The sequence below is a fragment of the Corynebacterium freiburgense genome, from assembly GCF_030408815.1.
GTDB classification, from domain to species: Bacteria; Actinomycetota; Actinomycetes; order Mycobacteriales; family Mycobacteriaceae; genus Corynebacterium; species Corynebacterium freiburgense.
In genome coordinates, this window is the sequence record NZ_CP047355.1 from 1091688 (window position 1) to 1114820 (window position 23133).

Below are 23133 nucleotides of genomic sequence, written 5' to 3' on the forward strand. Positions count from 1 at the left end.
TACAGGTATATTAATATTTTTTAATTTTTGATCGTGCTTGAAGAAAATGAGGTTGTCTTGATGTCATCAGGCGGGTTTTCCTATGCCGCGATCCCTGATCATAGCCAATTGGCTATTTTTGGTGTGGAGGCCGAACCGGAGCCGCGCACACTTGTAGATATTGCATGTACAACTTTTTCCAATCATCCAAATATCGTTGGTATTGAATCTGATACTGAAGCTTTGACGTATCAGGAAGTTGAGCTACGAATCTCCCATGAGGTCGAACGCTTGCACGAGTTAGGCATTGGGCGCGGAGATCGGATAGGTATTAGGGTCCCTTCGGGGAGTACAGACCTATATATTGCGATCCTATCGACGATTTTTGCGGGAGCCGCATATGTTCCCGTTGATTGGGATGATCCGGATTCTCGTGCCAAAACAGTTTGGGAGGAAGCCCAGGTTGCTGCGGTCTATGGGGAGGGGTTATCAATAACGCCCATGGCGCCACCGCGCGAATGGGGCGTCGATAAGTTTAATGCGCCAACCCTTGAAGATGATGCGTGGATTATTTTTACCTCAGGCTCAACAGGTAAACCGAAAGGCGTTGCGATTACACATCGTGCTGCCGCAGCCCTTGTCGATGCGGAACAGCGGATGTATTTGTTGGAAGATCCGTTAGGTCCTAGCGATCGCGTTATGGCCGGACTTTCCGTCGCTTTCGATGCTTCGTGCGAGGAAATGTGGTTGGCTTGGCGGACTGGTGCCACACTGGTTGCGGCGCACCGCGATACCGTCCGATCTGGTGATGTTCTGGGGCGTTGGTTGGTGCAAAAGGAGATTACAGCGATTTCCACTGTTCCTACTCTTGCCGCATTTTGGGCAGTGGAAGACCTTACGAAAATCCGTTTGCTCATTTTTGGGGGTGAAGCACTTCCTCAGGATCTTATTGACCGCTTATATGCTCCTGGTCGGGAAATTTGGAATACATACGGGCCCACAGAAGCTACTGTCATTGCCTCCGGTCATCTTGTAACTCCTGAACCGCCAGTTCGAATTGGACGTCCGGTTCCAGGGTGGCAATTAGTTGTGGTGAATGAACAAGAAGAAGTGGTTGAGTGGGGCGAAACTGGGCAGCTCATTATTGGCGGAGTTGGTCTGGGCCGGTACTTGGATCCGGAAAAAGATGCACAGGTTTATGCGCCCCTTCCCGCAATGAATTGGTCACGAGCTTATCGAACGGGTGATCTTGTGAAGGCCGAACGCGAAGGTTTGGTATTTGCGGGTCGCGCGGATGATCAGATTAAGTTTGCTGGACGACGCCTCGAGCTCGGGGAAATCGATGACAAGCTCACCGCTTGCACAAATGTGCGCATAGGGGCCGCGCAAAAGCATTCCACTGCTGCTGGATCTGATGTGTTGGTTGGGTATCTTGTTGCGGAAGAAAATACAACGATTGATCTTGCCCAATGTCGCACTGAACTTGCGGCCACGATGCCTGGGGGTATCGTCCCGGTGTTGTGTGTTTTGGAAGAGATGCCAACTAAGACTTCTGGAAAAGTTGACCGAAAAGCACTGCCTTGGCCATTGCCAGATGCCGGTGAAGATGAAGACTCGGATATTCCAGAAAATCTGCGCTATTTGGCGCAGGCTTGGAAAGATCAACTTGGGCCGATTCCACTCAATAATTCATCTAATTTTTTCGACCTTGGTGGGTCTTCTGTAGCCGTTGCTAAACTCGCTGCTGAATTGCGTAAAACGTATCCTACTGCCGATATCGGGGAGCTTTATAAAAACCCAACTTTGGAATCAATGGGGTCTTATTTAGCTTCTCTTGGTGGGACAACGGAGCAGCGAGCAATGCCGGAACCATTGCCAAAATTTGGGAAACTATTCCAAGCTCTTTGGATTTTTGCAATTAACGTATATACGGGAATTCGATATTCAATAAGTGCTTTATTGGTTGTTTGGATTTTATCGGTTGCTGGCAATGCGGCTTGGGTTACTAGGCCGCCATTTATTCCATTGTTTATTGCGTGGCTTGTGTTCTATACGCCTTTTGGGAAAATGATGATTTCCGCCATGGTTGTACGAGCGCTCAACTACAACCTTAAGCCAGGAGTATACAAACGCGGCGGCAAAGAACATTTACGTATTTGGGCTGCTGAGCGTTTTGTAAACTATCAGCATCATGATGCGATGAATGGAACTCCATATGCGCCAATGTTGTACCGACTATTTGGAAATAAAATTGGTATTGGTTCAGCGATTAATTCCGGACTATCAGTCACTGGTTTAACGGTCATTGGTAACAATGTTTCCATTGAAAATGAAGTTGAAATGACCGGATACTGGATTGAAGGTAGCAATGTTTATGTAGGTGCAATTAATGTTGGCAATAATGCGCGCATCGGAATGCGTTCTACAGTTTCGCCGAATGCGGTCATTGGTGCTGGCGCCGAAATCCTCCCTGGGACACATGTAAAAGGTGTGGCTAAATCTGGCAAAATGTACGACGGCGCGCCAATGCGGGAAATTGGTTCCGCCAATCAGAATTGGCCATTAGAAAATCCGCAAGAGCAACAACATCTCGGAATTATGTATAAGTATGAGGCTTTGGCCCTGTATTCAGTGGGCATGTTTTTAGTGAACTTTATGCCGCTTATTGCATTTATTCCGGGGGCAGCTTGGTTTTCTACACAATCAGGTATTTTGAAAATGCAGTCTTACCAGGACGTGTTTTGGGAGTTAGCTGTGTGGACAATCCCGCTTGTCCTTATGCAGCAAATCGTGTGGCTGTGTTTTATAGCTGGCTTGGTTCGCCTTCTATCTGTGGTTATTCAACCTGGGTTCTATCCACAGAAATCGTTTACAGCTTGGGCACTTTGGCTTACCACGAGTTTAATGGCTCAATCGCTTGAGTCCTTCTATTTTATTTATGCTTCCTGGCTTACACCGGCGTGGATGCGTATGTGTGGGGCCACGGTAGGCAAAAACGTGGAAATTTCAACAGTCGTTGTTATTCCACACTTAACACGGATTGAAGATGGGTCTTTTTTGGCGGATGACGCCATGGCTTCTCCGCCGCGTTTTGGTAATGGATGGGTACATATTGGTTCTTCAACGGTGGGCAAACAAAGTTTTGTGGGAAATTCCGCCATTGTGGGGATTGATCGAGACATGCCAAATGGTTCCCTGCTAGCGGTATTATCTACCGCCCCGTACCACCCTTCTTCCGGATCTTCATGGTTGGGCCGTACTGCAAGCTCAATACCGAGGCAAAAGCTGGGTGCGGATTCTGAGCGAACATTCCGCCCGCCAATACGCTTGCGCATGGCACGCGCGTTTGTAGAATCTTTGCGGGTTCTGCCACTGTTTATTTCTTTCTGGATTGACCTTGCAATTATTTTTTGTATGACCGGAATTTATATGGAGATGGGCAGGGGGCTGCGCGGCCTACTGTTCGCTATTGCTGCTTCTGGCCCTATTGTGCTTCTCGCATATTCTGTGTCTGCGTATATCCCAGTGATTGTTAAGTGGCTTATTGTAGGTAAATTCCGCCCTGGCAATAAAGAATTGCATTCATCATTTGTATGGCGGAACGAACTTTCCGATAATTTCAATGAATATTTGGCTGTTCCAACAATGGTCTTTTTAAGTTTGGGTACGCCATTTTTCAATCTTTGGGCCCGGTGTATGGGCGCGAAAATAGGAAAAGATGTCTGGTGTGACACTTGGTGGCTTCCAGAGTTTGATCTTATTGAGCTTAAAAAGAATTCCACCGTTAATAGTGGTGCGGTGATTCAAACACACCTTTTCCACGACCGGGTAATGTCACTGGAACCGGTAGTGGTAGGTGAGGGCGCAACACTTGGACCTTCGAGTTTCGTGCTTCCAGGTTCAGTGATTGGTGATCGTTCCACTATTGGTCCAGCATCCTTGATTTTGCGGCAGGACCAAATTCCGCCCGATAGTATTTGGGAAGGGAATCCTGTCCGCCCAGCTCAATCAGTTGCACCTTTAAAGGTAGAGGCTCCAGTGTCTAGTTCACACGGTCAGGAGGCATCATTGTGTTAACACCTGAGAATATTCCACTGGTTCCAGAAGGCGATATTCCTATTGGTGCTCGGCCACAACCAGGGCCGCGGGAGCCACGGGAAATCTGGAATGGTGGTGAACCAGTAGAGCAGCCAAATGCGCCAGCAACTCGTCGTCGTATTCGCGGTATTGATGCCGCCCGTGGGTTTGCCGTATTTGGCATGATGGGCGTGCATACACTTCCTGCCTGGGATAGCAATACTCAATCGGTGACCTTGGCGTATGAATTATTAGCGGGTCATGCGGCAGCGCTCTTTGCCACGCTTGCTGGATTATCCTTGGCAATTATTAGTGGTTTTCAGAATGTGCATACCGGACGGAGATTGCGCCAAGATCGTTGGAATGTATTTTTTCGCGCATTAATTGTAATTGTCCTAGGTACAAGTCTGAATTTTTTCCCACTGACGGTGTTTAATATTTTGCCGTATTATGGGTTTTTCTTTTTATTTGCAATTCCATTTTTAGGATTCCGTGCTCGGACGCTGTTTATCTGGGCGGCCGGTATGGCTATTGCTGGTCCATTATTGCGCTACATCGTTATGGGGATGGAGCAGTATGCTGAGCGCCCAGAGTCGGTGCTGGAAATGCAAAGTGCCACCAATTATATTGACATGCTCATTGATCCATTCACCTTTGCAATGACAATGATCTTTACTGGTGTGTATCCGGCGATTACTTGGATTGCGTTTATCTTATTGGGCATGGCCATTGGGCGGCTGGATCTAATGAAAATAGAAATCCAGATTAAAGTCGCTATTTTTAGCGGGATTACTGCAGCAATGACTGCATTAACCTCGGATATGCTGCTCAAAACATTTCGTGGTTTCGATCGCATTGTTGCGGCCACACCGGGAATGACACCGGATTATGTTATGGATTCGCTGGTTTTAGGTGGTGAAGTTCCCTCCACAACGCTGTGGTGGCAAGTGGCAGATGGCCCACACCTAAACACCATTGCATCAATCGTGTTTTCTGGCTCACTTGCAGCATTTGCATTGGCATTTTTTCTGCTTGCAGAACGCGCAGTGAAATTACTGCTTGTGCCCTTTGAACGGGCCGGATCAATGACACTGACTATCTACACACTGCATTTGCTGTTTTTAACATTGGTGGATGTTTCCAAGTATCCAATCTCTTGGTGCATTGTGCAGATTGTTTTTGCTATGGCGCTTGGAGTGTTCTGGCGTGAGGCGGTCGGCCAAGGACCGCTCGAAAAAATGCAATCCTATGCGGCGAAGTCGCTGGCAAAATCGATGGTGCCAATTCGCCGAACTGAAGCTGACCCTGGCGAAAGTGCCGGGGAATGGAGGTTGTACCAGCGTCCACGCCGTAGGCGGCGCCGCGGTTCTGAGCAGCCGCAGAAGCCTGAACGCTGGGCTGTTTTACTTAGTCCCGAGCAAAATTCACAAAATGCTGCTGGGCCTAAACCATCATTAAAACGGCAACAATAACCCAAAGCGCCGCGAAAATACCGCTGAACATTGCGAGCTGGCTTTTTGCTTTACCCCAGTCCGCAATTTCAACTGGTTGGTCAGGCATGTCTTCTTTATCGAGTAGCCCGAGAGCTGCCATCATTTTCTTTTGCTTGGGTAGGATCAGGAAGAACAACAGGGCCCACGCAATAATAGTGATGGTGATTGAGGCATGCATACGGCCTTCTTTAAGGTATGCCATATTCGAAAACAGCACACCAAACCCAAGTAAGGGGACAAGAAGTGAAAGCAAACCGTAAGTATTGCTGATCTTGTGCAATACGGTGGCCGAGCCGCGCGCGGCGTCGTTACCGTTATGTGCTTCGAGTGCACGTACTTGGAATGTGGAGGTCGCTACTGTTACGGGGCCGAGGAACAGGATTGCTGCAAGTACATGCAGAATAAACATGATTTGGTCCACTTGAGGCTGGTACCTTTCAAAATCGGTGAGGTTCAACGGGCCACTTTAGTGGTAGGGGAATAGATTCGCGAAAAATGCATGCGTTTTTCATGGTGGCGACATCATGGGGCGTTAGGGCGAGCTGCCAGGTGACGGTGACTTCTGCCACTCGCCGTGCATACCAACAGTGGGCATTTTGCTTCGGTGGCATCCATTCAGAAGGCAGCGAATCAGATTTATCTTGATTGGTCTTTTTGCTAGCAACAATAAGATTACGGGGATCGTTTGCAAAGTTTTTTCGCTGGTTAAGGCTCCAATTATGCGCGCCCATATCCCACGCTGCTCGTAATGGAAAAACATGGTCAAGTTCGATATCGGCGCCGGTGGTCACTCCAATGGTTATGCCAGAATAAGGGTCAATGCCGGTGCCTTGCCGTATTGGGCACTGATGCTTATCGACGCCCCCGAGTGCCTGCTGGAGGGCAATATCACGGGTAGTGCAACCCCGGCCTTTAGATTCCCATCCTGGGCCGAATGCTTCACGCTGATAGCCGAGCACGCTCGCACGCTGTGGCACAGTGTGTATTTGTTGGAGTAATACCCGGAGCGGAATAGTGGGGCCAGGGTCGCGGCTTAATGAACTGCACGCAACAACAACGGTGAAAACTATAAGTATTCGACCAAAAGGAAGGTGCCTCATACACATATGACGTGACGAGGCACTTGTATGGTTCCTATGCAGAAGAGATATTAAAAATCTTTACCTTGCGAGTTCTGCAGCTTTATCGAATTCTTCGGTGATTTGCTGAGTGGGTGGTTTAGTTGCCAAGGAAACCGCAACCATTGCAATTGTTGCACACACAAACCCTGGGACGATTTCATACATAATGTCGCCAAGTGCGGATTGTCCCCAGAAGAAGGATACAAGCGCACCAGTAACCATTCCTGCGATGGCACCATTGGTATTAAGGCGTCGCCAGTAGAGGGAGGCAATTACTAGTGGTCCGAATGCGGAGCCAAAGCCGGCCCATGCAAATGCAACTAAACCTAGGATCGAATCATTGGGGTTGAGTGCGAGCATGGCTGCAACAATCGCTACCATGACTACGGCGGTGCGGGAAAGGTTAATTAATATCTGGCTGCTCGGCTTTTTCTTTACTACAATGGTGTAGAGGTCCTCCACGAGCGCGGAGGAAACTACCAGAAGCTGTGAAGAAATCGTGGACATGATTGCTGCAAGCACAGCGGTCAATACCAGGCCCGCAATCAGTGGGTGGAATAGGATGCGGCCCATATCAAGGAAGATTGTTTCAAAGGATTTTTGGTCGGTAACCGAATATTCCGCATTTTGCCCAAAAAACGCGGTTCCAACAAGCGCTACAGCGGCGGCTCCAGCGATACAGAAGAACATCCAGCCAACGCCAATAATGCTTCCTCGGCGTGCTTCTTGTGGGCTGCGCAATGCCATAAAACGCACAATAATGTGTGGTTGGCCAAAGTAACCAAGTCCCCATGCCATATTCGAAATAATGACCATTAAGGAAACGCCCGAAATCATTGAGAAATAGTTTGGGTTGCCTTCGGGATGGGGCCCATAGGGATTTGACGAAGCCCATGTCCAAATCGACGATGGATCATCGAGTGAGATCCATGCCATTAGGGGAACAATAAGCAGTGAAAGGAACATAATCATGCCCTGTACTGCGTCGGTGTATGACACCGCAAGGAATCCTCCGATAAAGGTGTAGGCAACCGTCACTGCTGCCACAATGAGCATGCCGTCGATATATGAACCATTAAATGTGGATTCGAAATATTTACCGCCGGAAACCATGCCAGAGGAAACATAGAAAGTAAAGAACACCAAGATCACTACTGACGAAATAATGCGTAGTGCGCGGGAGCGATCGTGGAGACGGTTTTCCATAAAGGAGGGAAGCGTAAGGGAATTTTCGGCGATTTCGGTGTAAGAACGCAGCCTTGGCGCCACCCACTTCCAGTTTGCCCAACAACCAATAAGCAATCCGACTGCAATCCATAGTTCGGAAAACCCGGTTACAAAAAGTGCGCCCGGCAAGCCCATAAGAAGCCATCCGGACATATCGGATGCGCCCGCAGAAAGTGCTGCTACAAAGGGGTTAAGATCACGGCCAGCGAGCATGTAATCGTCGTATTCGTCTGTTTGACGGTAACTCCAGTAGCCGATTGCTAACATCACCAACATGTAGATGACAATGGCTACGATGAACCAGGTATGCTGCGTCAACCGGTCCTCCTTGTATAAGGGAATGAGTGTGTATGTGAATGAAGTATCCTTAGCCGCCTAAATGTATCTTGCCTCACATAGGTTTGGCTAGAGAATCAGACAATCTTTAAGTAACGGGGGTGTTATGGGTGGGCTGGTACAAAAGAAGACATGGTTACGCATTTAGTCCATGGTTTATGGCGGCGAGATAGCGGCCTGCACCTTTGGATTGAGCAGGTTGAAGGGCACAAAATTGTGTCTGCTGCAGAGGTTCCGGAAGGTACATTTCCGCCGCTTATCGATGCTTTTTTGCGGAATAAGCCTTTTAGAAATCTTGTGCGTGCGAAATTGCAGACGCCAAAGGGGAAACTCATCGAGTTAACCATGCCCACTGCGGTTTTTACACCCGAGCAAGCAGTGCAGGTCCTGGGCCAATTATCAGTACTTACAGAAGTTTCGCCCGCAGTAACCAAACAACAACGCGAAACAATTTCTGCGGATCTTCTGTGGCTAATCCGCCTTTATGGGGGATTGGAACGGTATGTACGCGCCGGGAGAGTCATGCTGCGCGTGCGTTGGAATGAAGGCCAATGGTGGCCGCAATGGCAACTTGCAGAAGGTCGCGGGGAATACTCTTGGTTAGCAGCAATGGTCAATGCACTCCCCGGTGTACTCAGTATTAATTGTGGTACATCTATTGCGTATGACATGGCCGAAGAGCTTCCGCATTGGATTGCAAATGCACTGTTGCAGGAGCTTGTCGACGCCCCATTATATGGCGCTCGGCACGAATTTTCGCGCGCCCTTTTAAGTAGCCAACCGCTGCGAAAAGGTAGTGCAAAATTCGTGCATGCGATTAACCATTGGAAAGACTCAATAACTCAGCAACATACCGAATTGGTAGTGATTGTTGAATCCCCCGAACAACACGAGCTTAAAGAACTTGATATTTGGACTATTAGGGTTCGTGCTCGAATCGGTGCTGGTAGTCCTTTACCTATTCATCATTTAGCATTCGATCCTGAGGTTTTTCGTCAACTCCGTCAGCAGCATGAACAACTCGTTGAAATTTCGAACCTGCTACGGATAGAGCGACCACAATTGGAAGGACTTGAAACTCAACGCGAACATGCACTAACCCTTATCGGCGCTGCCCAAAACGATGATGACGGCGATTGGGATGTGCATCTAAGCACCGATGAACTACTGGTCTTTTTAAGCAACGATGTCCCACGATTACGAGCTCAAGGATTTCTGGTAATGCTGCCGAAATCATGGGCAAACTACTCTTTAGATGCTGGTATTCATATTGAGCCTTCCAACGATCCTGTTCTAGGATCTACCAAGGTAAAAGTGGGTTTTGAGCAGGTCGTAAACTTTAATTGGCGCATGAGTATTGGGGGCGTCGAACTCTCAAATGCCGAAATGCAACAACTCATTGCTACAAAAAGTGGGTTGGTAAAACTCCGAGATGAATGGGTTATGGCCGACACCGATTCATTACGCAAAGTCACTCGGTATATGGAAGAGCTGGCCAAAACTTCGCGTGCGCGATTGGAAAAAGAAATTGAAAACTTGGCGCAAGAATTGGAACTTGCCCGAAAGCTAGAGCGCCCAAATGTTCCAGAGCTGGAACGAGAGCTCGACCAGAAGCGGAAGGCCCTTGAGGATCAATATGCCGCATTTGGTGAAATCACCCTAGCCGAACTCCGCGAAATTTCCATGACTCATGCGGAAACTATGCCGATGGACTTTACCGGAAGTACGTGGCATCTTGCTTTGGCTGGTGGTTTAGAAGATGAGCACGTTGTGCCAGCACCAGAGCGTATTGAAATCCCGGAGCATGTGCATGCAACGCTACGTCACTATCAACGCCGTGGTGTGGACTGGCTTGTTTGGATGAGCAACCAAAACCTTGGTGCAATTCTTGCCGACGATATGGGCTTAGGTAAAACGCTGCAAATACTCACCTTATTGCAGGTGGAAAAGGAATCTTCCGATCGTGGCCCCACTTTGGTCGTGTGCCCAACTTCCGTTGTAGGAAACTGGGTTCGTGAAGCCCAAAAATTTACCCCAGAACTACGGGTAGCTGTGCATTATGGAGCAGATAGAAAACAAGATAATGAATTCATCCAGCAAGTGAATAACGCTGATCTTATTGTTACCAGCTATGGAGTTTTAACCAGGGAGTTCTCCTTACTTGGCAAAGTTGATTGGGATCACGTCATTTTGGATGAAGCACAGCATATTAAAAATTCTTCAACAATGGCTGCACGCGCGGCCCGAAGCCTGCCAGCACGTCAGCGGATTGCATTGACCGGTACCCCAATTGAAAATCGCCTTTCGGAGTTGCGCTCCATACTGGATTTTTGTAATCCCGGAATTTTAGGTAATGCATCTTTTTTCCGAAATCACTTTGCCAAACCAATTGAGCGCGAAGAAGACGAAGATGCGGCGGCTAGACTCAGACAACTTACCGCACCGTTTATCCTCCGCAGATTGAAAACTGACCCGAGCATTATTGATGATCTTCCAGACAAAAATGAGCACATTCTGCGCGTACACCTCACCGAAGAGCAAGCAGCTCTATATAAAGCTCTAGTCGAAGATATCGAAGGGCAATTGGCTGCTCGTGAAGGGGCAATGCGCAAAGGCTTAATCCTGGCCACGATTACCAAAATCAAACAGATATGCAATCACCCCGCACATTATCTGGGAGATGATTCCAGCCTTGTTGACCGTGGGAGGCATCGATCTGGGAAAATTGCGGAGCTTATGCGAATTCTGGATGAAGCACTTGAACAACAAGAACGGGTGCTTGTGTTTACCCAATACCGTGCTTTCGGCCTGCTCTTGCAAAAACACTTAGAGCAGCGTCTTGGTGCGCAAGTGCCATTCCTTCACGGCCAGGTTTCTAAAAACCGCCGAGATCGTATGATTGAGGAATTCAATAGTAATCAAGGACCACCTGTTATGTTGCTTTCCTTGCGGGCAGGTGGCACTGGAGTCAATCTCACAGCGGCGAATGTGGTGGTGCACATGGACCGGTGGTGGAACCCTGCCGTGGAAAACCAAGCAACCGACCGAGCATTTCGGATCGGTCAGCGCAAAGATGTGCGCGTATACAAAATGATTTCAATTGGAACATTGGAGGAATCAATCCAGGATATTTTGGAAGGTAAGCTTCGGCTCGCCGGCCAAGTAATTGGCGAAGGCGAAGGCTGGATTACGGAACTAAGCCCTGCTGAACTGGCGCAACTCATGAGCTACCGCGGAAGGGAGGAAGTGCAGTGAATGGCAAACGCACAGTAGTAGACAATGTTATTTACGCTAACTTTGGTCGAGTAACCAAAGTGGAAAAGCCAAAAGCATCCAGCACGGACATCTCGGACAAGCGGTGCTTTGCCGCGCGCTTCCTTTTGGAAGCCTTGTCTGGGCAAGCAGATGCTGGGAGGGTTTCGCGGGGGCTTAAGTATGCGCGCTCCGGCAATGTTGTTGAGTTGAGCTTTCTCAAAGGCCGCATTGTCGGTAGTGTTGCTGGTTCACAAAACGAACCATTTGATGTTGCCATTATTCTGCCGCATCGAGGCGCCGACGATATTACAAAGTTTTTCCACCTTATTACCGAACTTCCACAAGCGATAAAACTGATTCGGCAAGGAAAACTGCCTGACGCATTAGTGCGGTCACTCCTGGCGGAGCAAGCAAATGAGATCGTTGCTTATTGTGATTGCCCGGACTATTCCACGGTGTGCAAGCACACCATTGCGGTGGCGCAGGTTGCGGCGGACTATATTGAACAAAGCCCAGAAAGAATCTTTGCTCTACGAGGCATGGATCTTCAAGATATCGAGCGTGCCATTGGCCAAGTGGCTGAGGTTTCCGCAAAGAAAAGCACTATAGATAGTTCGATGTTCTGGAGTGGTAAGCCATTGCCTGAGCTTCCAGATCCTGAGGTAATTCCTGCGATTGATGATTCAGATTTAGATGCTCTGCGGAAAGCTTTTCGGCATATTTCCTACACCACTGTGGATGAATTGCGAGGTGTCGCCGATATTGAAGACATGTATGAGATCCTCACCCGGGAGTAATACATACCCCAAAATTAGGCTGTGGATGCAAAAGAAATGAATGGCTGTTTAGAGCACAGAGTAGTGATAGACGTATGAAAAAAGTTACGTTCTTGCATACTTCGGATTGGCAGTTAGGGATGACCCGTTGGTTTTTAGATGGGGAAGCTCAAGCTCGATTCGAGCAAGACCGGCTAGCGGCGATTTCCCGGCTTGGAGAAATTGCCGTCGAGTACAACTGCGAATTTATCGTAGTTGCTGGTGATGTGTTTGAGCATAATAGCCTTAGTCCGCGGACCTTTGGGCGTGCCCAAGAAGTATTGAAGAAACTACCTGTGGACGTGTATTTACTGCCGGGTAATCATGATCCGCTGACAGCCGATAGTATGTTGCGTAACGCAGCGGAATTACCCAATGTGCATCTTATTGAGACTCATGATCCATTCGTGGTGTTGCCAGGAGTCGAATTGGTGGGTGCCCCGCTCACCAGTAAGCATTCAGTGGTTGATCTAGTAGCTGCCTCGCTAGCTGGATTAGAGCCGCAAGCTGAGGGACATGTGCGGATCGGGGTTGGTCATGGTCAAGCGGAATCTCGTGGTGGTGATGCCAATATTGATCTTGCTGTGGTGGAATTAGCCCTGAGTGAACGGAAAATTGATTACCTTGCATTAGGCGATACGCATTCTAGTGAGCAGGTGGGTGATTCAGGTAAGGTGTGGTTTTCAGGTTCACCTGAAACAACAGATTTTTATGATCGGGCGAGCCTGGGTGGGGGTGAAAGTAACTCTGGGAATGCATTGGTGGTTACTGTTGATGAGGCAACCGTTGATGTGCGGGAAGTGCCAGTGGGTGCATGGACATTTGAGGCACTTATCTTTGATGTGAATTCGCGATCCGATATTGATTCTTTTTTAGCTGCTTTAGACGCGTATCCAGATAAATCTCGAACCGTAGTGAAGTACGCACTGCGAGGCACACTAGGAATTGAAGATCTACGGTATTTAGAGCGGAATTTAGAGCAGCGTGAGCCGGTATTTGCTGCCCTTTTTGAACGCAAACGGCTCATGTCGCTGATGGTGGAACCCACATCGGATGAATTGCTGAATCTGGAAGTAACTGGTTATGCCCGCAATGCTATGCATGAATTGCTTGAGCATAAAGAAGATGAACGTGCTGCGGATGCATTGCGGTTATTGTTCCGTTTTGCGCAGGAGGCTGCATCATGATTTTGCATAGCATTGAAATTGAGCATGTTCGTGGCATTGAGCATCTAAAGCTTGATGGTTTACCAGAGACCGGTGTTGTTGTTATTTCGGGCGATAATGAAGCTGGAAAATCAACGATTCTAGATGCACTACATACGGTGCTATATATTCGGCATGGCAGTAAATCACAATTTATTCGTAGTTTGCAGCCAGTGGGCCAAGATATTGGGCCGAGGATTCAGTTAGAGGCTACGGTTGGTCCATACCGCTTTCATATTGATAAGACTTATCTGCGCAAGAAATCGTCTCGCCTGCGCATTACGGCGCCACGACTTGAGCAATTTATGGGATTGGAAGCGGATCAAAAACTTGAAGAGATAATTTCCGAGCATTTAGATCACAATCTATTTGAAGCTTTATTTATGCGCCAAGGCAAAACACATATTGATGTGCAGGCTGTGGGTATTCCATCCTTGGTAAATGCTTTGGAGCAGGATCAAACGATAGATACGAGTGATGATTCTGCGCTTATGCGACGTATTGATGCGGAATATTCCCGTTACTTCACTATGAAAACCGGCATTCCTGCAGGTGAGTATAAAGCTGCCCGTGCACGGCTGGAGCAGGCACAGAAAGAATGTGCGCAGGCTGAACGTGAATACCGGGATTTGGAGCATTATATTGATCGCCACCGTGCTGCAAGCGAGCAACTTGAGCAGGTGCAGGGGCGTCGTCCATTGGCGGAAGCGGAGCTTGCGGAAGCCGAAACTCGTAATGCGGAGGCGGTAGCAGCACGCGAAAACACTGCGCGTTTGAAAGAATCTTTGGAAACCGCGCAAGCAAAGTTTACGCTCGCAGAAAAGGAGCTTTTATCTCGGCAACAACAATGTGAGCATATTCAGCGGCTTCAGGTTCAGGTGGCACAACTTGCGGCTAACTCTGAAGAATTACGTTTGGAGTCGGAACACGCTGCCGCGCAAAAAAACCAGCTTAAGGGCAGATTTGCGGCGGCTCAAAAAGACGCATCCCGGACCTCACAGGCTTTAGCAGAGGCACAAAAGGCTCTAGAGTTAAGCCAAAAATCGGTGGAGTTCCAACGCGATACGGCACTGGTTGCAAAGCTTGTCGAGGCTGAAAACGAGGTGCTCCAGCTTCAGAAAGCACTTCCGAATAGATTGCTTACACAAGCCGATATAGAAGCCGTGGAACGTGCACAATTTGCGGTGCAAAGCGCTGAAATTAAGCAAGCTGCGGTGGCAACAAAAATTTCGCTTTCGGCCACGCGGACTACCGAAATTCTTATCGACGGCCAGGAAATTGAGGTTGCTGCTTCGGCTCAAGATATTGAAGTGGTTGGGGAGTCTACCTTTGTTTTTGGTGATATTACGGCGGTTGTACGTGCTGGCAGTGACGGGGAAGTGGCCCAAGTTGAGGTAGCGGAAGCCCGCCGAAAACTTGAAGAAACCCTTCGGCGCCTTGATTGTAAGGACCTTGATGCAGCGCGGGCTGCCAAACGAGAAGGCGAAGCCCATCAAACAAAACTTTCGGAAGCAAAGCTCCGCTTAGAAGCATTATTACCGCAGGGGGAGTCTTTGCAGCATATCCAAGCCCGTCTTGCGAGCATGAGTGATCTTGATTTCTCCGAAGTGCCCGAAATGAGCCGTGCTCAAGAGGATGTGACTACCGCACGTAACGCTTATGAGGCAGCGGAAAAACAGGTTGCGCTTATTAGATCAGAATTAGATGCCTGGGTGGAATCAGACGCTTTTTCCAACTATGAAGTGCATAAAGCACGGCTAGCTGATGTGGAAAAAAGGTTGCTGCAAGCTCAGGACGAAGCTGAGCATCAAGAACTGCTGCAGCCTTTAGCTTCTTTGGAGGCACATGTGGATGAGCTGCGCCAACGACGTATTGCTGCCCATACTGCATATGAAGAGGCTCGGGCTATGGACAATGATGCTTCAATAGCTGCTGGAGTGCTTGATGGCGCACGAGCACAATTGCGGCAACTCGGGATTCTAGAACTCAATGCCGAAAAGGAACTCGCCGAGCTGCAGGGGAGAATTGCCCAAGTAGCTGGCATAGCAGAACGGGCCGAACAAGCTCAAGGAGCGGTTCAGCGAGCAGAAACCCAATTAGCAGCGGTTCAAAGGCGGGCAGAGGCTGTACAACTTTTGCGCACTACGCTATTAGAGCATCGTGAAATTGCACGGGAGAAATATGCAGAGCCTTTTGTTGCCGCATTAACGCATTTAGCAAAGCCAATTTTTGGAAATGATGTTGGTTTTACATTGACTCAAGAACTGCAGATTGAGCAACGTCAAGTAAAAAATACTCCGCTAAAAATTGATGCTTTATCAGTTGGAGCTCAGGAACAGCTTTCGATTTTAACACGTTTAGCTATTGCGCAACTTGTTTCGGAGGATGGTGTTCCGATCATTATTGATGATGCGCTTGGTAGTACTGATTCGAGCAGAATTGGTCGTATGTCCGCGCTTTTTACGGAAATTGGCAAGCAGCACCAGGTACTTATTCTCACATGTGATCAAAGCCGATATTTGCGCATCGTTGGCGCGAAAATGCTCCCAATTGAGGAGCTGAAACGCTAAGGATTTTTCGCTTTTTTGCTTGTTTGTTCAGTGGATTCTTCCTGCTCATCCTTTTTCTTAGGCGACTTTTCATTTGATAAAGTTTTTGTTTCTCTCTTGGCGAACTTTTCTCGCAGATCAGGGGCTTTTGTACCTGGGCTTTGTAGAATTGCAGAACCCTCGATTTCAATGGTGACATCTTCGCCAAGCATCAATCCACCGGATTCCATTGGGGTATTAAAAGTCATATTAAAGTCTGTCCGATTGATCTTGAGATATCCTTCAAAACCCATACGTGTAGCGCCCATTGGATCGTCGGCTACGCCGATAATATGGACATCTAGAGTAACTGGATGCGTTTCGCCTTTAATGGTCAGATCCCCAGTTACTGAGGCCCTATAATTATGGACCCAAGATACTTCGGTTGAAAAGAAAGTAATTGTGGGGTATTTGTCGGTCTCGAAGAAATCGTCATTGAGCAGGTGATAATCCCGGTCTGGATTACTGGTAGAAATACTGGGAGTTTCAATAATTGCTTCTATTTTGCAATCGTCTCCAAGAACGATATAGCTTTCATAGTCAAGAAATTCTCCACGCATTTTCGTTACCATTGCGTGACGCACCCAGAATCCAACTCGAGAATGAGTCGGATCCAGAAAATACGTGCCGTCGAATAAAGTCATTGCGTTCTCCTTTGGGCGGAATGTTGACCGCTCGATCAGTGACTAAATTGCAAGCTTAGTAATCGATTCTATGGATATCAATGAGTGCGATGTATAGCTTTCGCCAATATAAGAATTTCCAACATCAGTTCTTAGAAATGCTGGTAGTTGATATAAATTGAATACATAAAATTGCCCACAATTGAATATATGGCGCCAATTTCATTAGTGAAGCGAATACGTTTATTCTAGGTAAGTATGACAACCGCAAGATGGCTGAACGACCAAGAGCAGGAATTGTGGAGGCTACTCCTCGCTGCTGTCCGCTATGTCGATCGCGGCATGGATATGACTCTGCAAGATGGGCATGGGATTTCGGTGCCCGAATTTGCAGTTTTAGTGCACCTTTCTGAAAGTAATGAAAAAGAAACTCGATTACGGGACTTATGTGCTTCTTTAAATTGGGATCGTAGTCGCACTTCGCATCAAATTACGCGTATGGAGCGCCGTGGGCTTGTGGTTAAGCAGAAGTGCTCCGATGATGGGCGTGGGGTGATTGTGGAGCTTACAGCGGAAGGACGACGTCGCTTAGAATCGGCGGCTCCGGAACACGTTGAACGTGTCCGCGAACTGTTTTTCGACAAAATCACCGATGAGGAAATGCAAGCGTTGCGTCCCGTTCTCGAACGAATATTAGGGGAAAAACAAGGGTAAACCCTGATGCGCGCGATCCTTTGCAGGGGCGATACTAGGAGAGGAAAGCCCCTTAAAATCGCTAAAGGAGAGTGTCTCAAATGACGGTTACCCCATATATGCAGCGCCCATTGCAGCGTAGTGTTAGTGATCGCTATATTGCTGGTGTCTTGGGCGGGGTGGCAGAAACCTACGGCTGGAATTCAACGGCCGTCCGCCTATTGTTTGTTTTGTCGTTCCTGCTTCCAGGCCCGCAATTTGTGATTTATCTCGTAGCATGGCTTCTTATGCCCGAGCGCACAGTGTAGTTGTAAAACGAAAGCACCTGCCATTTTTGGTAGGTGCTTTTTCGTTGTGCCCCCGACACGATTCGAACGTGCGACCGCTGGTACCGGAAACCAGTGCTCTATCCCCTGAGCTACGGAGGCTGACCTGGAAAACTTTAGCATTCCTTCGGCCGTGATGCTAATCGACGCCCCGTCACCCCCGGGGCGTCGAAAAGCAGCAAGGTTAGTCGACGATAACCACGATCAATGTGCGAGGTCCGTGAACACCTTCGACACGGTTGAGCTCAATATCCGATGTCGCCGATGGGCCAGAAATCATAGTGATTGGAAGCGTACGGTTGAGACGTTCAACCATTTCCGGAACTCCATACACAATGGAATCCTTGCGAACAATACAGATATGGCAGTCCGGAACCAGTGTTAATGCGCGGCGACCATTCGTAGGGTTCGACTCCAGGCAGATCGTACCTGTTTGCGCACTGGTGACATGTGAATCCGTAACCACCACATCGACTGCGTCCAACAGACGTGGATCGGTTGTGCGATCATCAGGTGTGGCGGAGCCTGTAAACCCAGTAAATAACTCTGGATCAAGACCTTCCGCATAACGGACATCCTTGGCGCCACGTTCCTCTAGAAGCTCAACTATGGTCTCACCGAGCGTAGCTTCGGTGGCTTCCTTTACAATCGCCTTGTAATCGAGCAGACGGTCGATCAGGGTTTCCTTAAGCTCCGCATCGGTAAAGGCATACTCCACGTTGTACTTGCGGGTTACCTCATAACCGCCAGCAGGAGTTTTAGCCAGCCGATGGGCGTTACGAATACGCTCCAGGATCTCCTTTTTTGCATCCGCATTGCGGGCGTCCCGGGCAGCCTGATTGATAGTCATTACTTGTTCTCCTTCACACTTGCTCCAGGGATGCCTTCAGAACGAGCCTGCGCAAGCAATTCCTTGGCCTCATCAGAGTTAAACCACTGGCGGAACGACTTCTTTGGAGGCACAGAAGTGTCTCGAACATCTGTCCAGCCGGCGAGGAAACTTGGCAAGTGGGTGATCTTCTTTTTGCGACCGCCAAGGATACGGCCCAACGGGACCAACTTGGTGGCGAGATTCCACAATTTTGCATGGCCAAATGCCATACCAACCATGCCCATAAGCACACCTTCGATCTTTGGCTTGTGGCCTTCGATCTTTTGGTGGCGCAATTCCAACAATGCGGATGGGATATCGATCTTTACAGGACAAACCTCATAGCAGGCACCACACAATGAGGAAGCATAAGGCAGTGAGGCATTGGGATCATGAGCAGAATCAATACCAGTAAGCTGCGGTGTAAGAATAGCGCCAATTGGGCCTGGGTACGTAGAACCGTAGGCATGTCCACCTGCACGTTCGTAGACTGGGCAGACATTCAAGCACGCCGAGCAACGAATACATTTCAATGCTTCGCGGCCGATCTCATCAGCAAGTGCTGCCGTGCGGCCATTATCAACCAAAACCAAATGGAAATTCTTTGGCCCATCACCTTCAGTGACACCAGACCACAAGGAGGTGTAAGGGTTCATGCGCTCACCGGTAGAGGAACGCGGAAGGAGCTGCAAGAAGACTTCAAAATCCTTAAAGGTTGGAAGCATCTTTTCAATACCCATGACAGAGATCAGGGTCTCAGGCAAGGTAAGGCACATACGGCCATTGCCTTCAGATTCCACAATGGCGATTGTGCCGGTTTCCGCGACACCAAAGTTTGCCCCAGAAACTGCGACCTTGGCTTGCATAAACTGCTCGCGAAGGAAAATACGGGCAGATTCCGCAAGTTCTGCAGGTTCGGTGGAAAGAGATTCGTCTGTATGGGGCATCTCTTTAATGAAAATATCGCGAATTTCGGCGCGGTTGCGGTGAATTGCAGGAACCAAAATATGCGAAGGTTTATCATGGCCGAGCTGAACAATAAGTTCTGCTAGGTCTGTTTCCCGCGCGGAAATACCGGCAGCACGGAGTTGCTCATTTAAGCCAATTTCCATTGTGGCCATGGACTTAATCTTTACAACATTGGTCTCACCAGTGTCTTGGACGAGCTGGGTAACAATCTCGCCCGCTTCCTTAGCATCGCGTGCCCAGTGCACATGGCCGCCACGAGCAGTGACTGAAGCTTCGAGCTGCTCTAATAGCTCGGGCATCCGTGCCATAACATCGCGTTTAATGCCTGAACCGGCTTCGCGGAGGTCTTGCCAGTCATCAATTTCATTAATAACTGCGGCGCGCTTGCCACGAATGGTGTGGGTTGCTTTATGAAGATTGCGGCGCTGAGTGGCTTTGTAAAGATCTTCATGGGCGGCAGCCTGGAAGGAACGAGTGCCGCGGAGGTTGCCAACTTCTTTGGACGCGCGAGGTGGCATAGCGGGGGAGCCAAGTGAAATGGTCACAGCATTACCTCCTTGGTGTAGATAGCGGACTCAGGTGACCAGGGGTGTGCCTTTGTAGAGGCCAGGATTTCTGCCATGTGGATTGCTCGAACACCGGCATGCTGGCGGGAGAGCGAGCCACCAATATTCATAAGACAAGAAGCATCGCCAGCGGTGACATATTCAGCTTGCGTATCGCGAATATTGCGTACTTTATCGTGAACCATAGCGGCGGAAGTTTCGGCGTTCTTTACGGAAAATGTGCCACCAAACCCACAGCATTCATCTGCATGTGGTAGCTCTACGAGGTCAATTCCCTCTACATTGCGTAGCAGGCGTAATGGGCGGTCGCCGACCTTAAGGAAGCGAAGGGAGTGGCAAGTGGAGTGATAAGTGACGCGGTGCGGGAAAAACGCGCCAACATTTTCTACGCCAGCAATATCGATCAAGAACTCGGAGAGATCGTAGGTTTTTGCGGCGGCAGTGCGAGCGCCGTCGACAAGCGCGGCGTTGCCATAGCGGGAGGCAACATGCTCGTGCTGTTCACGCACAGCCCCTGCGCAGGAGCCGGAAGGGGCAACCACACAATCAATAGAAGGATCGGCAAAAGCATCTACATAATTGCGGATTTGGGGAATAGCCTGCCGCTGGTAGCCGGTATTAACATGCATTTGGCCACAGCAAGTTTGTTCGGGCGGAAACACAACTTCATGGCCGAGTCGGGAGAGAATAATAGCGGTGGCCTTGACCACATCCGGGAACATTGCGTCACCGATGCAAGTGGAAAACAGCGCTACACGCACGGTTGCTCCTCACGGTTGTTGGGGCATTATGGGTGAAAAGCATGGGTTAGGTCATACCAATCTCATGCTCGATAGTGCCGATATTACCGCTATAGGTGCCCTTACAAAGTCGGATAAGGTGGCCCTAACCTGCGGTTATTCCGCAACAAAAGCGTTTCGTAAATTGTTATCACCAGTGCTTCGCTTGTGTTGATGCTGGTAAGTGACATGTACGCCGAAGTAAAAGAATTGTATTGACTAAAATCTGCTACACAAACATGGATTGACATATATCTAAATGTGATGAGAATCACATAATTGGTGAATGGTGGAAGATTACGGCGTTGGCATTTATGTAACGAATAATGGGCAAAACCAACCGAGTCTTAGGGAAATCGGCCAAATTCAACCTTTACGCAAAAAGGGGTTGTATTGCCATGGTGCTGTATTGATACGGAGGAATACTCGTTTCCCGTGTTTTGCGTTGCGTCCGCTAGAATCTGCACCCGTGACTCCTGCAGATTTAGCTTTATGTATTCGTTCCGCCGCAGCTCGGGTATTTCAAGATCGAAAACTCGACGCCTCACTCTTGCCCGAACAGGTTGTAGTGGAGCGACCACGTAATCCAGAGCATGGCGATTACGCTACAAATCTGGCATTGCAAGTGGCAAAAAAAGCTGGAGTAAATCCGCGTGAACTTGCCACTTGGCTTGTTGACGCCCTGCAAGAAGAACCAGCAATTGATAGTGCTGAAATTGCAGGTCCAGGTTTTATTAACCTCCGGTTAGCTGCTGCTGCACAAGGCGAAATCGTGGCAAAAATACTTGCACAAGGAGCCGAATATGGTGGTTCAGATGCTTTTGCAAACCTAGTAGTAAATCTTGAATTTGTCTCCGCAAATCCGACTGGGCCAATCCACCTTGGTGGTACCCGTTGGGCTGCTGTTGGCGATTCCCTAGGTCGCATTCTCGCCGCCACCGGCGCGAAAGTTACACGCGAATACTATTTTAATGACCACGGGGCACAAATCGATCGCTTCTCGCATTCGCTAGTTGCGGCAGCGCTCGGGCAGGAAACCCCAGAAGACGGTTATGGCGGAGCTTATATCCAGGATATTGCGCAAGCAGTGGTAGCAAAACATCCAGAGGTATTGCAGCAAGATCCGCAAACTATGCAGGAAACCTTCCGTAAGCACGGCGTCGAAATGATGTTTGCGCAGATCAAGCAATCACTCCATGAATTCCACACTGACTTCGATGTATTTTTCCATGAGAACAGCTTGTTTGAATCCGGAGCCGTTGAACGTGCAATCGAAGAGCTCAAGGCAAGTGGAAATCTATATTTTGCCGATGGTGCTTGGTGGCTAAAGTCAACAGAATTTGGTGATGATAAAGACCGCGTAGTTATTAAATCTGATGGGAATGCCGCGTATATCGCAGGAGATATCGCATATATCGAAGATAAGATCCAGCGCGGCCATAACCTTTGTATCTATATGTTGGGTGCTGACCACCACGGGTATATAGCGCGTTTGAAAGCTGCGGCAAGCGCGCTAGGGCACAACCCGGACCAGGTAGAAGTAATGATTGGTCAAATGGTCAATCTGCTTTCCAATGGCGAAATAAAGAAAATGTCTAAGCGAGCTGGCACCGTTATTACACTCGAAGACCTCGTTGAAGCACTTGGCGTCGATGCAGCTCGGTATGCGTTGATTCGTTCTTCGGTTGATTCCTCCCTTGATATCGATCTTGATCTTTGGGCCAAGCAATCTAATGACAACCCGGTGTACTACGTCCAATACGGGCATGCACGTATTTGTTCAATTGGTCGGAAAGCAATCGAACGTGGGGTAACCACGGAAGGAGCAGATCTTTCCTTGCTTACACATGAACGCGAAGGCGACCTTATTCGAACACTTGGTGAATTTCCTGCTGTAGTGAAAGCAGCAGCCGAACTCCGTGAACCACACCGGATCGCCCGCTATGCCGAAGAACTCGCCGGAACCTTCCACCGTTTCTATGACAATTGCGTTATCTTGCCGAAACGCGATGAGGAAGTTACTCCACTTCATGCGGCTCGCCTCTCCTTGGCTGAGGCGACTCGGCAAACACTGGCCAATGCACTAGGGCTTGTGGGAGTTTCCGCGCCAGAACGAATGTAATCCGGTATTTTTCCGCGCCACACTGCTGGAATGTGTTTTCGCGAGCAGATTTGTACAATGAACTCCGATTCCGCAATGCCGACCATCA

At 48.8% G+C, this 23133-nt stretch carries 15 protein-coding genes, 1 tRNA gene and 1 pseudogene; 9 read left to right on the forward strand and 8 right to left on the reverse strand.

Annotated features, from left to right (window positions below):
* The first annotated feature begins 60 nt into the window (after positions 1–60).
* Both CFREI_RS04975 and CFREI_RS04980 read left to right on the forward strand, forming a co-directional pair.
* Positions 61–4056: a Pls/PosA family non-ribosomal peptide synthetase gene (locus CFREI_RS04975; protein ID WP_051256092.1), complete on the forward strand. Its 3996-nt coding sequence runs from the start codon at positions 61–63 to the stop codon at positions 4054–4056.
* Positions 4050–5528 carry a heparan-alpha-glucosaminide N-acetyltransferase domain-containing protein gene (locus CFREI_RS04980; RefSeq protein WP_051256069.1) on the forward strand — a complete coding sequence of 493 codons (1479 nt, stop codon included), beginning with the start codon at positions 4050–4052 and terminating at the stop codon, positions 5526–5528. Before CFREI_RS04975 ends, CFREI_RS04980 begins: the two co-directional genes overlap by 7 nt.
* On the opposite strand, the gene CFREI_RS04985 is transcribed toward CFREI_RS04980, so the two are convergent.
* Genes CFREI_RS04985 through putP form a run of 3 tightly spaced genes read right to left on the reverse strand, consistent with a single transcriptional unit; the run spans position 5500 to position 8215 of the window.
* Complete coding sequence (locus tag CFREI_RS04985; RefSeq protein ID WP_027013324.1) at positions 5500–5970, reverse strand: hypothetical protein; 471 nt, start codon at positions 5968–5970, stop codon at positions 5500–5502. The genes CFREI_RS04980 and CFREI_RS04985 overlap by 29 nt on opposite strands.
* A 16-nt stretch (positions 5971–5986) precedes the next feature.
* A complete protein-coding gene (locus CFREI_RS04990; RefSeq protein WP_084170828.1) occupies positions 5987–6649 on the reverse strand; it encodes an HNH endonuclease family protein in 663 nt (220 codons plus the stop codon).
* A gap of 60 nt (positions 6650–6709) precedes the next feature.
* Positions 6710–8215, reverse strand: coding sequence for a sodium/proline symporter PutP (gene putP / locus CFREI_RS04995; RefSeq protein WP_027013323.1), 1506 nt, complete (start codon positions 8213–8215; stop codon positions 6710–6712).
* A 150-nt stretch (positions 8216–8365) separates the two neighbouring features.
* Between putP and CFREI_RS05000 the strand changes: the two genes are divergently transcribed.
* The 4 genes from CFREI_RS05000 (at position 8366) to CFREI_RS05015 (ending at position 16078) form a co-directional block, all read left to right on the forward strand.
* Positions 8366–11488, forward strand: coding sequence for a DEAD/DEAH box helicase (locus CFREI_RS05000; protein ID WP_027013322.1), 3123 nt, complete (start codon positions 8366–8368; stop codon positions 11486–11488).
* Complete coding sequence (locus CFREI_RS05005; RefSeq protein WP_027013321.1) at positions 11485–12285, forward strand: SWIM zinc finger family protein; 801 nt, start codon at positions 11485–11487, stop codon at positions 12283–12285. The genes CFREI_RS05000 and CFREI_RS05005 overlap by 4 nt, the downstream gene beginning before the upstream one ends.
* 74 nt (positions 12286–12359) lie before the next feature.
* Positions 12360–13490, forward strand: a complete 1131-nt coding sequence (locus CFREI_RS05010; RefSeq protein ID WP_027013320.1) for a metallophosphoesterase family protein — start codon at positions 12360–12362, stop codon at positions 13488–13490.
* Positions 13487–16078 (forward strand): AAA family ATPase, encoded by a 2592-nt coding sequence (locus CFREI_RS05015; RefSeq protein WP_027013319.1) that lies wholly within the window; start codon positions 13487–13489, stop codon positions 16076–16078. The genes CFREI_RS05010 and CFREI_RS05015 overlap by 4 nt, the downstream gene beginning before the upstream one ends.
* A 137-nt stretch (positions 16079–16215) precedes the next feature.
* Here the strand turns inward: CFREI_RS05015 and CFREI_RS05020 are convergent.
* Positions 16216–16740: pseudogene (locus CFREI_RS05020) on the reverse strand (polyisoprenoid-binding protein); the annotation flags it as partial.
* 237 nt (positions 16741–16977) lie between these two features.
* On the opposite strand from CFREI_RS05020, the gene CFREI_RS05025 reads away from it, so the two are divergent.
* Entirely contained in the window at positions 16978–17433 is a 456-nt protein-coding gene (locus tag CFREI_RS05025; RefSeq protein ID WP_027013318.1) for a MarR family winged helix-turn-helix transcriptional regulator, read from the forward strand.
* 80 nt (positions 17434–17513) lie between these two features.
* The gene (locus tag CFREI_RS05030) at positions 17514–17720 is read left to right on the forward strand and encodes a PspC domain-containing protein (protein ID WP_027013317.1); all 207 of its coding nucleotides are present in this window, start codon (positions 17514–17516) and stop codon (positions 17718–17720) included.
* 47 nt (positions 17721–17767) lie between these two features.
* Here the strand turns inward: CFREI_RS05030 and CFREI_RS05035 are convergent.
* The 4 genes from CFREI_RS05035 to CFREI_RS05050 all read right to left on the reverse strand — a co-directional run bounded on the left by CFREI_RS05035 (position 17768) and on the right by CFREI_RS05050 (position 20905).
* Positions 17768–17840 (reverse strand) — tRNA-Arg (locus CFREI_RS05035).
* A gap of 82 nt (positions 17841–17922) precedes the next feature.
* Positions 17923–18588 (reverse strand): LutC/YkgG family protein, encoded by a 666-nt coding sequence (locus CFREI_RS05040; RefSeq protein WP_051256068.1) that lies wholly within the window; start codon positions 18586–18588, stop codon positions 17923–17925.
* Entirely contained in the window at positions 18588–20123 is a 1536-nt protein-coding gene (locus CFREI_RS05045) for a LutB/LldF family L-lactate oxidation iron-sulfur protein (RefSeq protein ID WP_027013315.1), read from the reverse strand. Before CFREI_RS05045 ends, CFREI_RS05040 begins: the two co-directional genes overlap by 1 nt.
* Positions 20120–20905 (reverse strand): (Fe-S)-binding protein, encoded by a 786-nt coding sequence (locus CFREI_RS05050; protein WP_027013314.1) that lies wholly within the window; start codon positions 20903–20905, stop codon positions 20120–20122. Before CFREI_RS05050 ends, CFREI_RS05045 begins: the two co-directional genes overlap by 4 nt.
* A 487-nt stretch (positions 20906–21392) precedes the next feature.
* Here CFREI_RS05050 and argS point away from each other — a divergent pair, with 487 nt between their 5' ends.
* The gene (gene argS, locus CFREI_RS05055) at positions 21393–23045 is read left to right on the forward strand and encodes an arginine--tRNA ligase (RefSeq protein WP_027013313.1); all 1653 of its coding nucleotides are present in this window, start codon (positions 21393–21395) and stop codon (positions 23043–23045) included.
* Positions 23046–23133 lie beyond the last annotated feature (88 nt).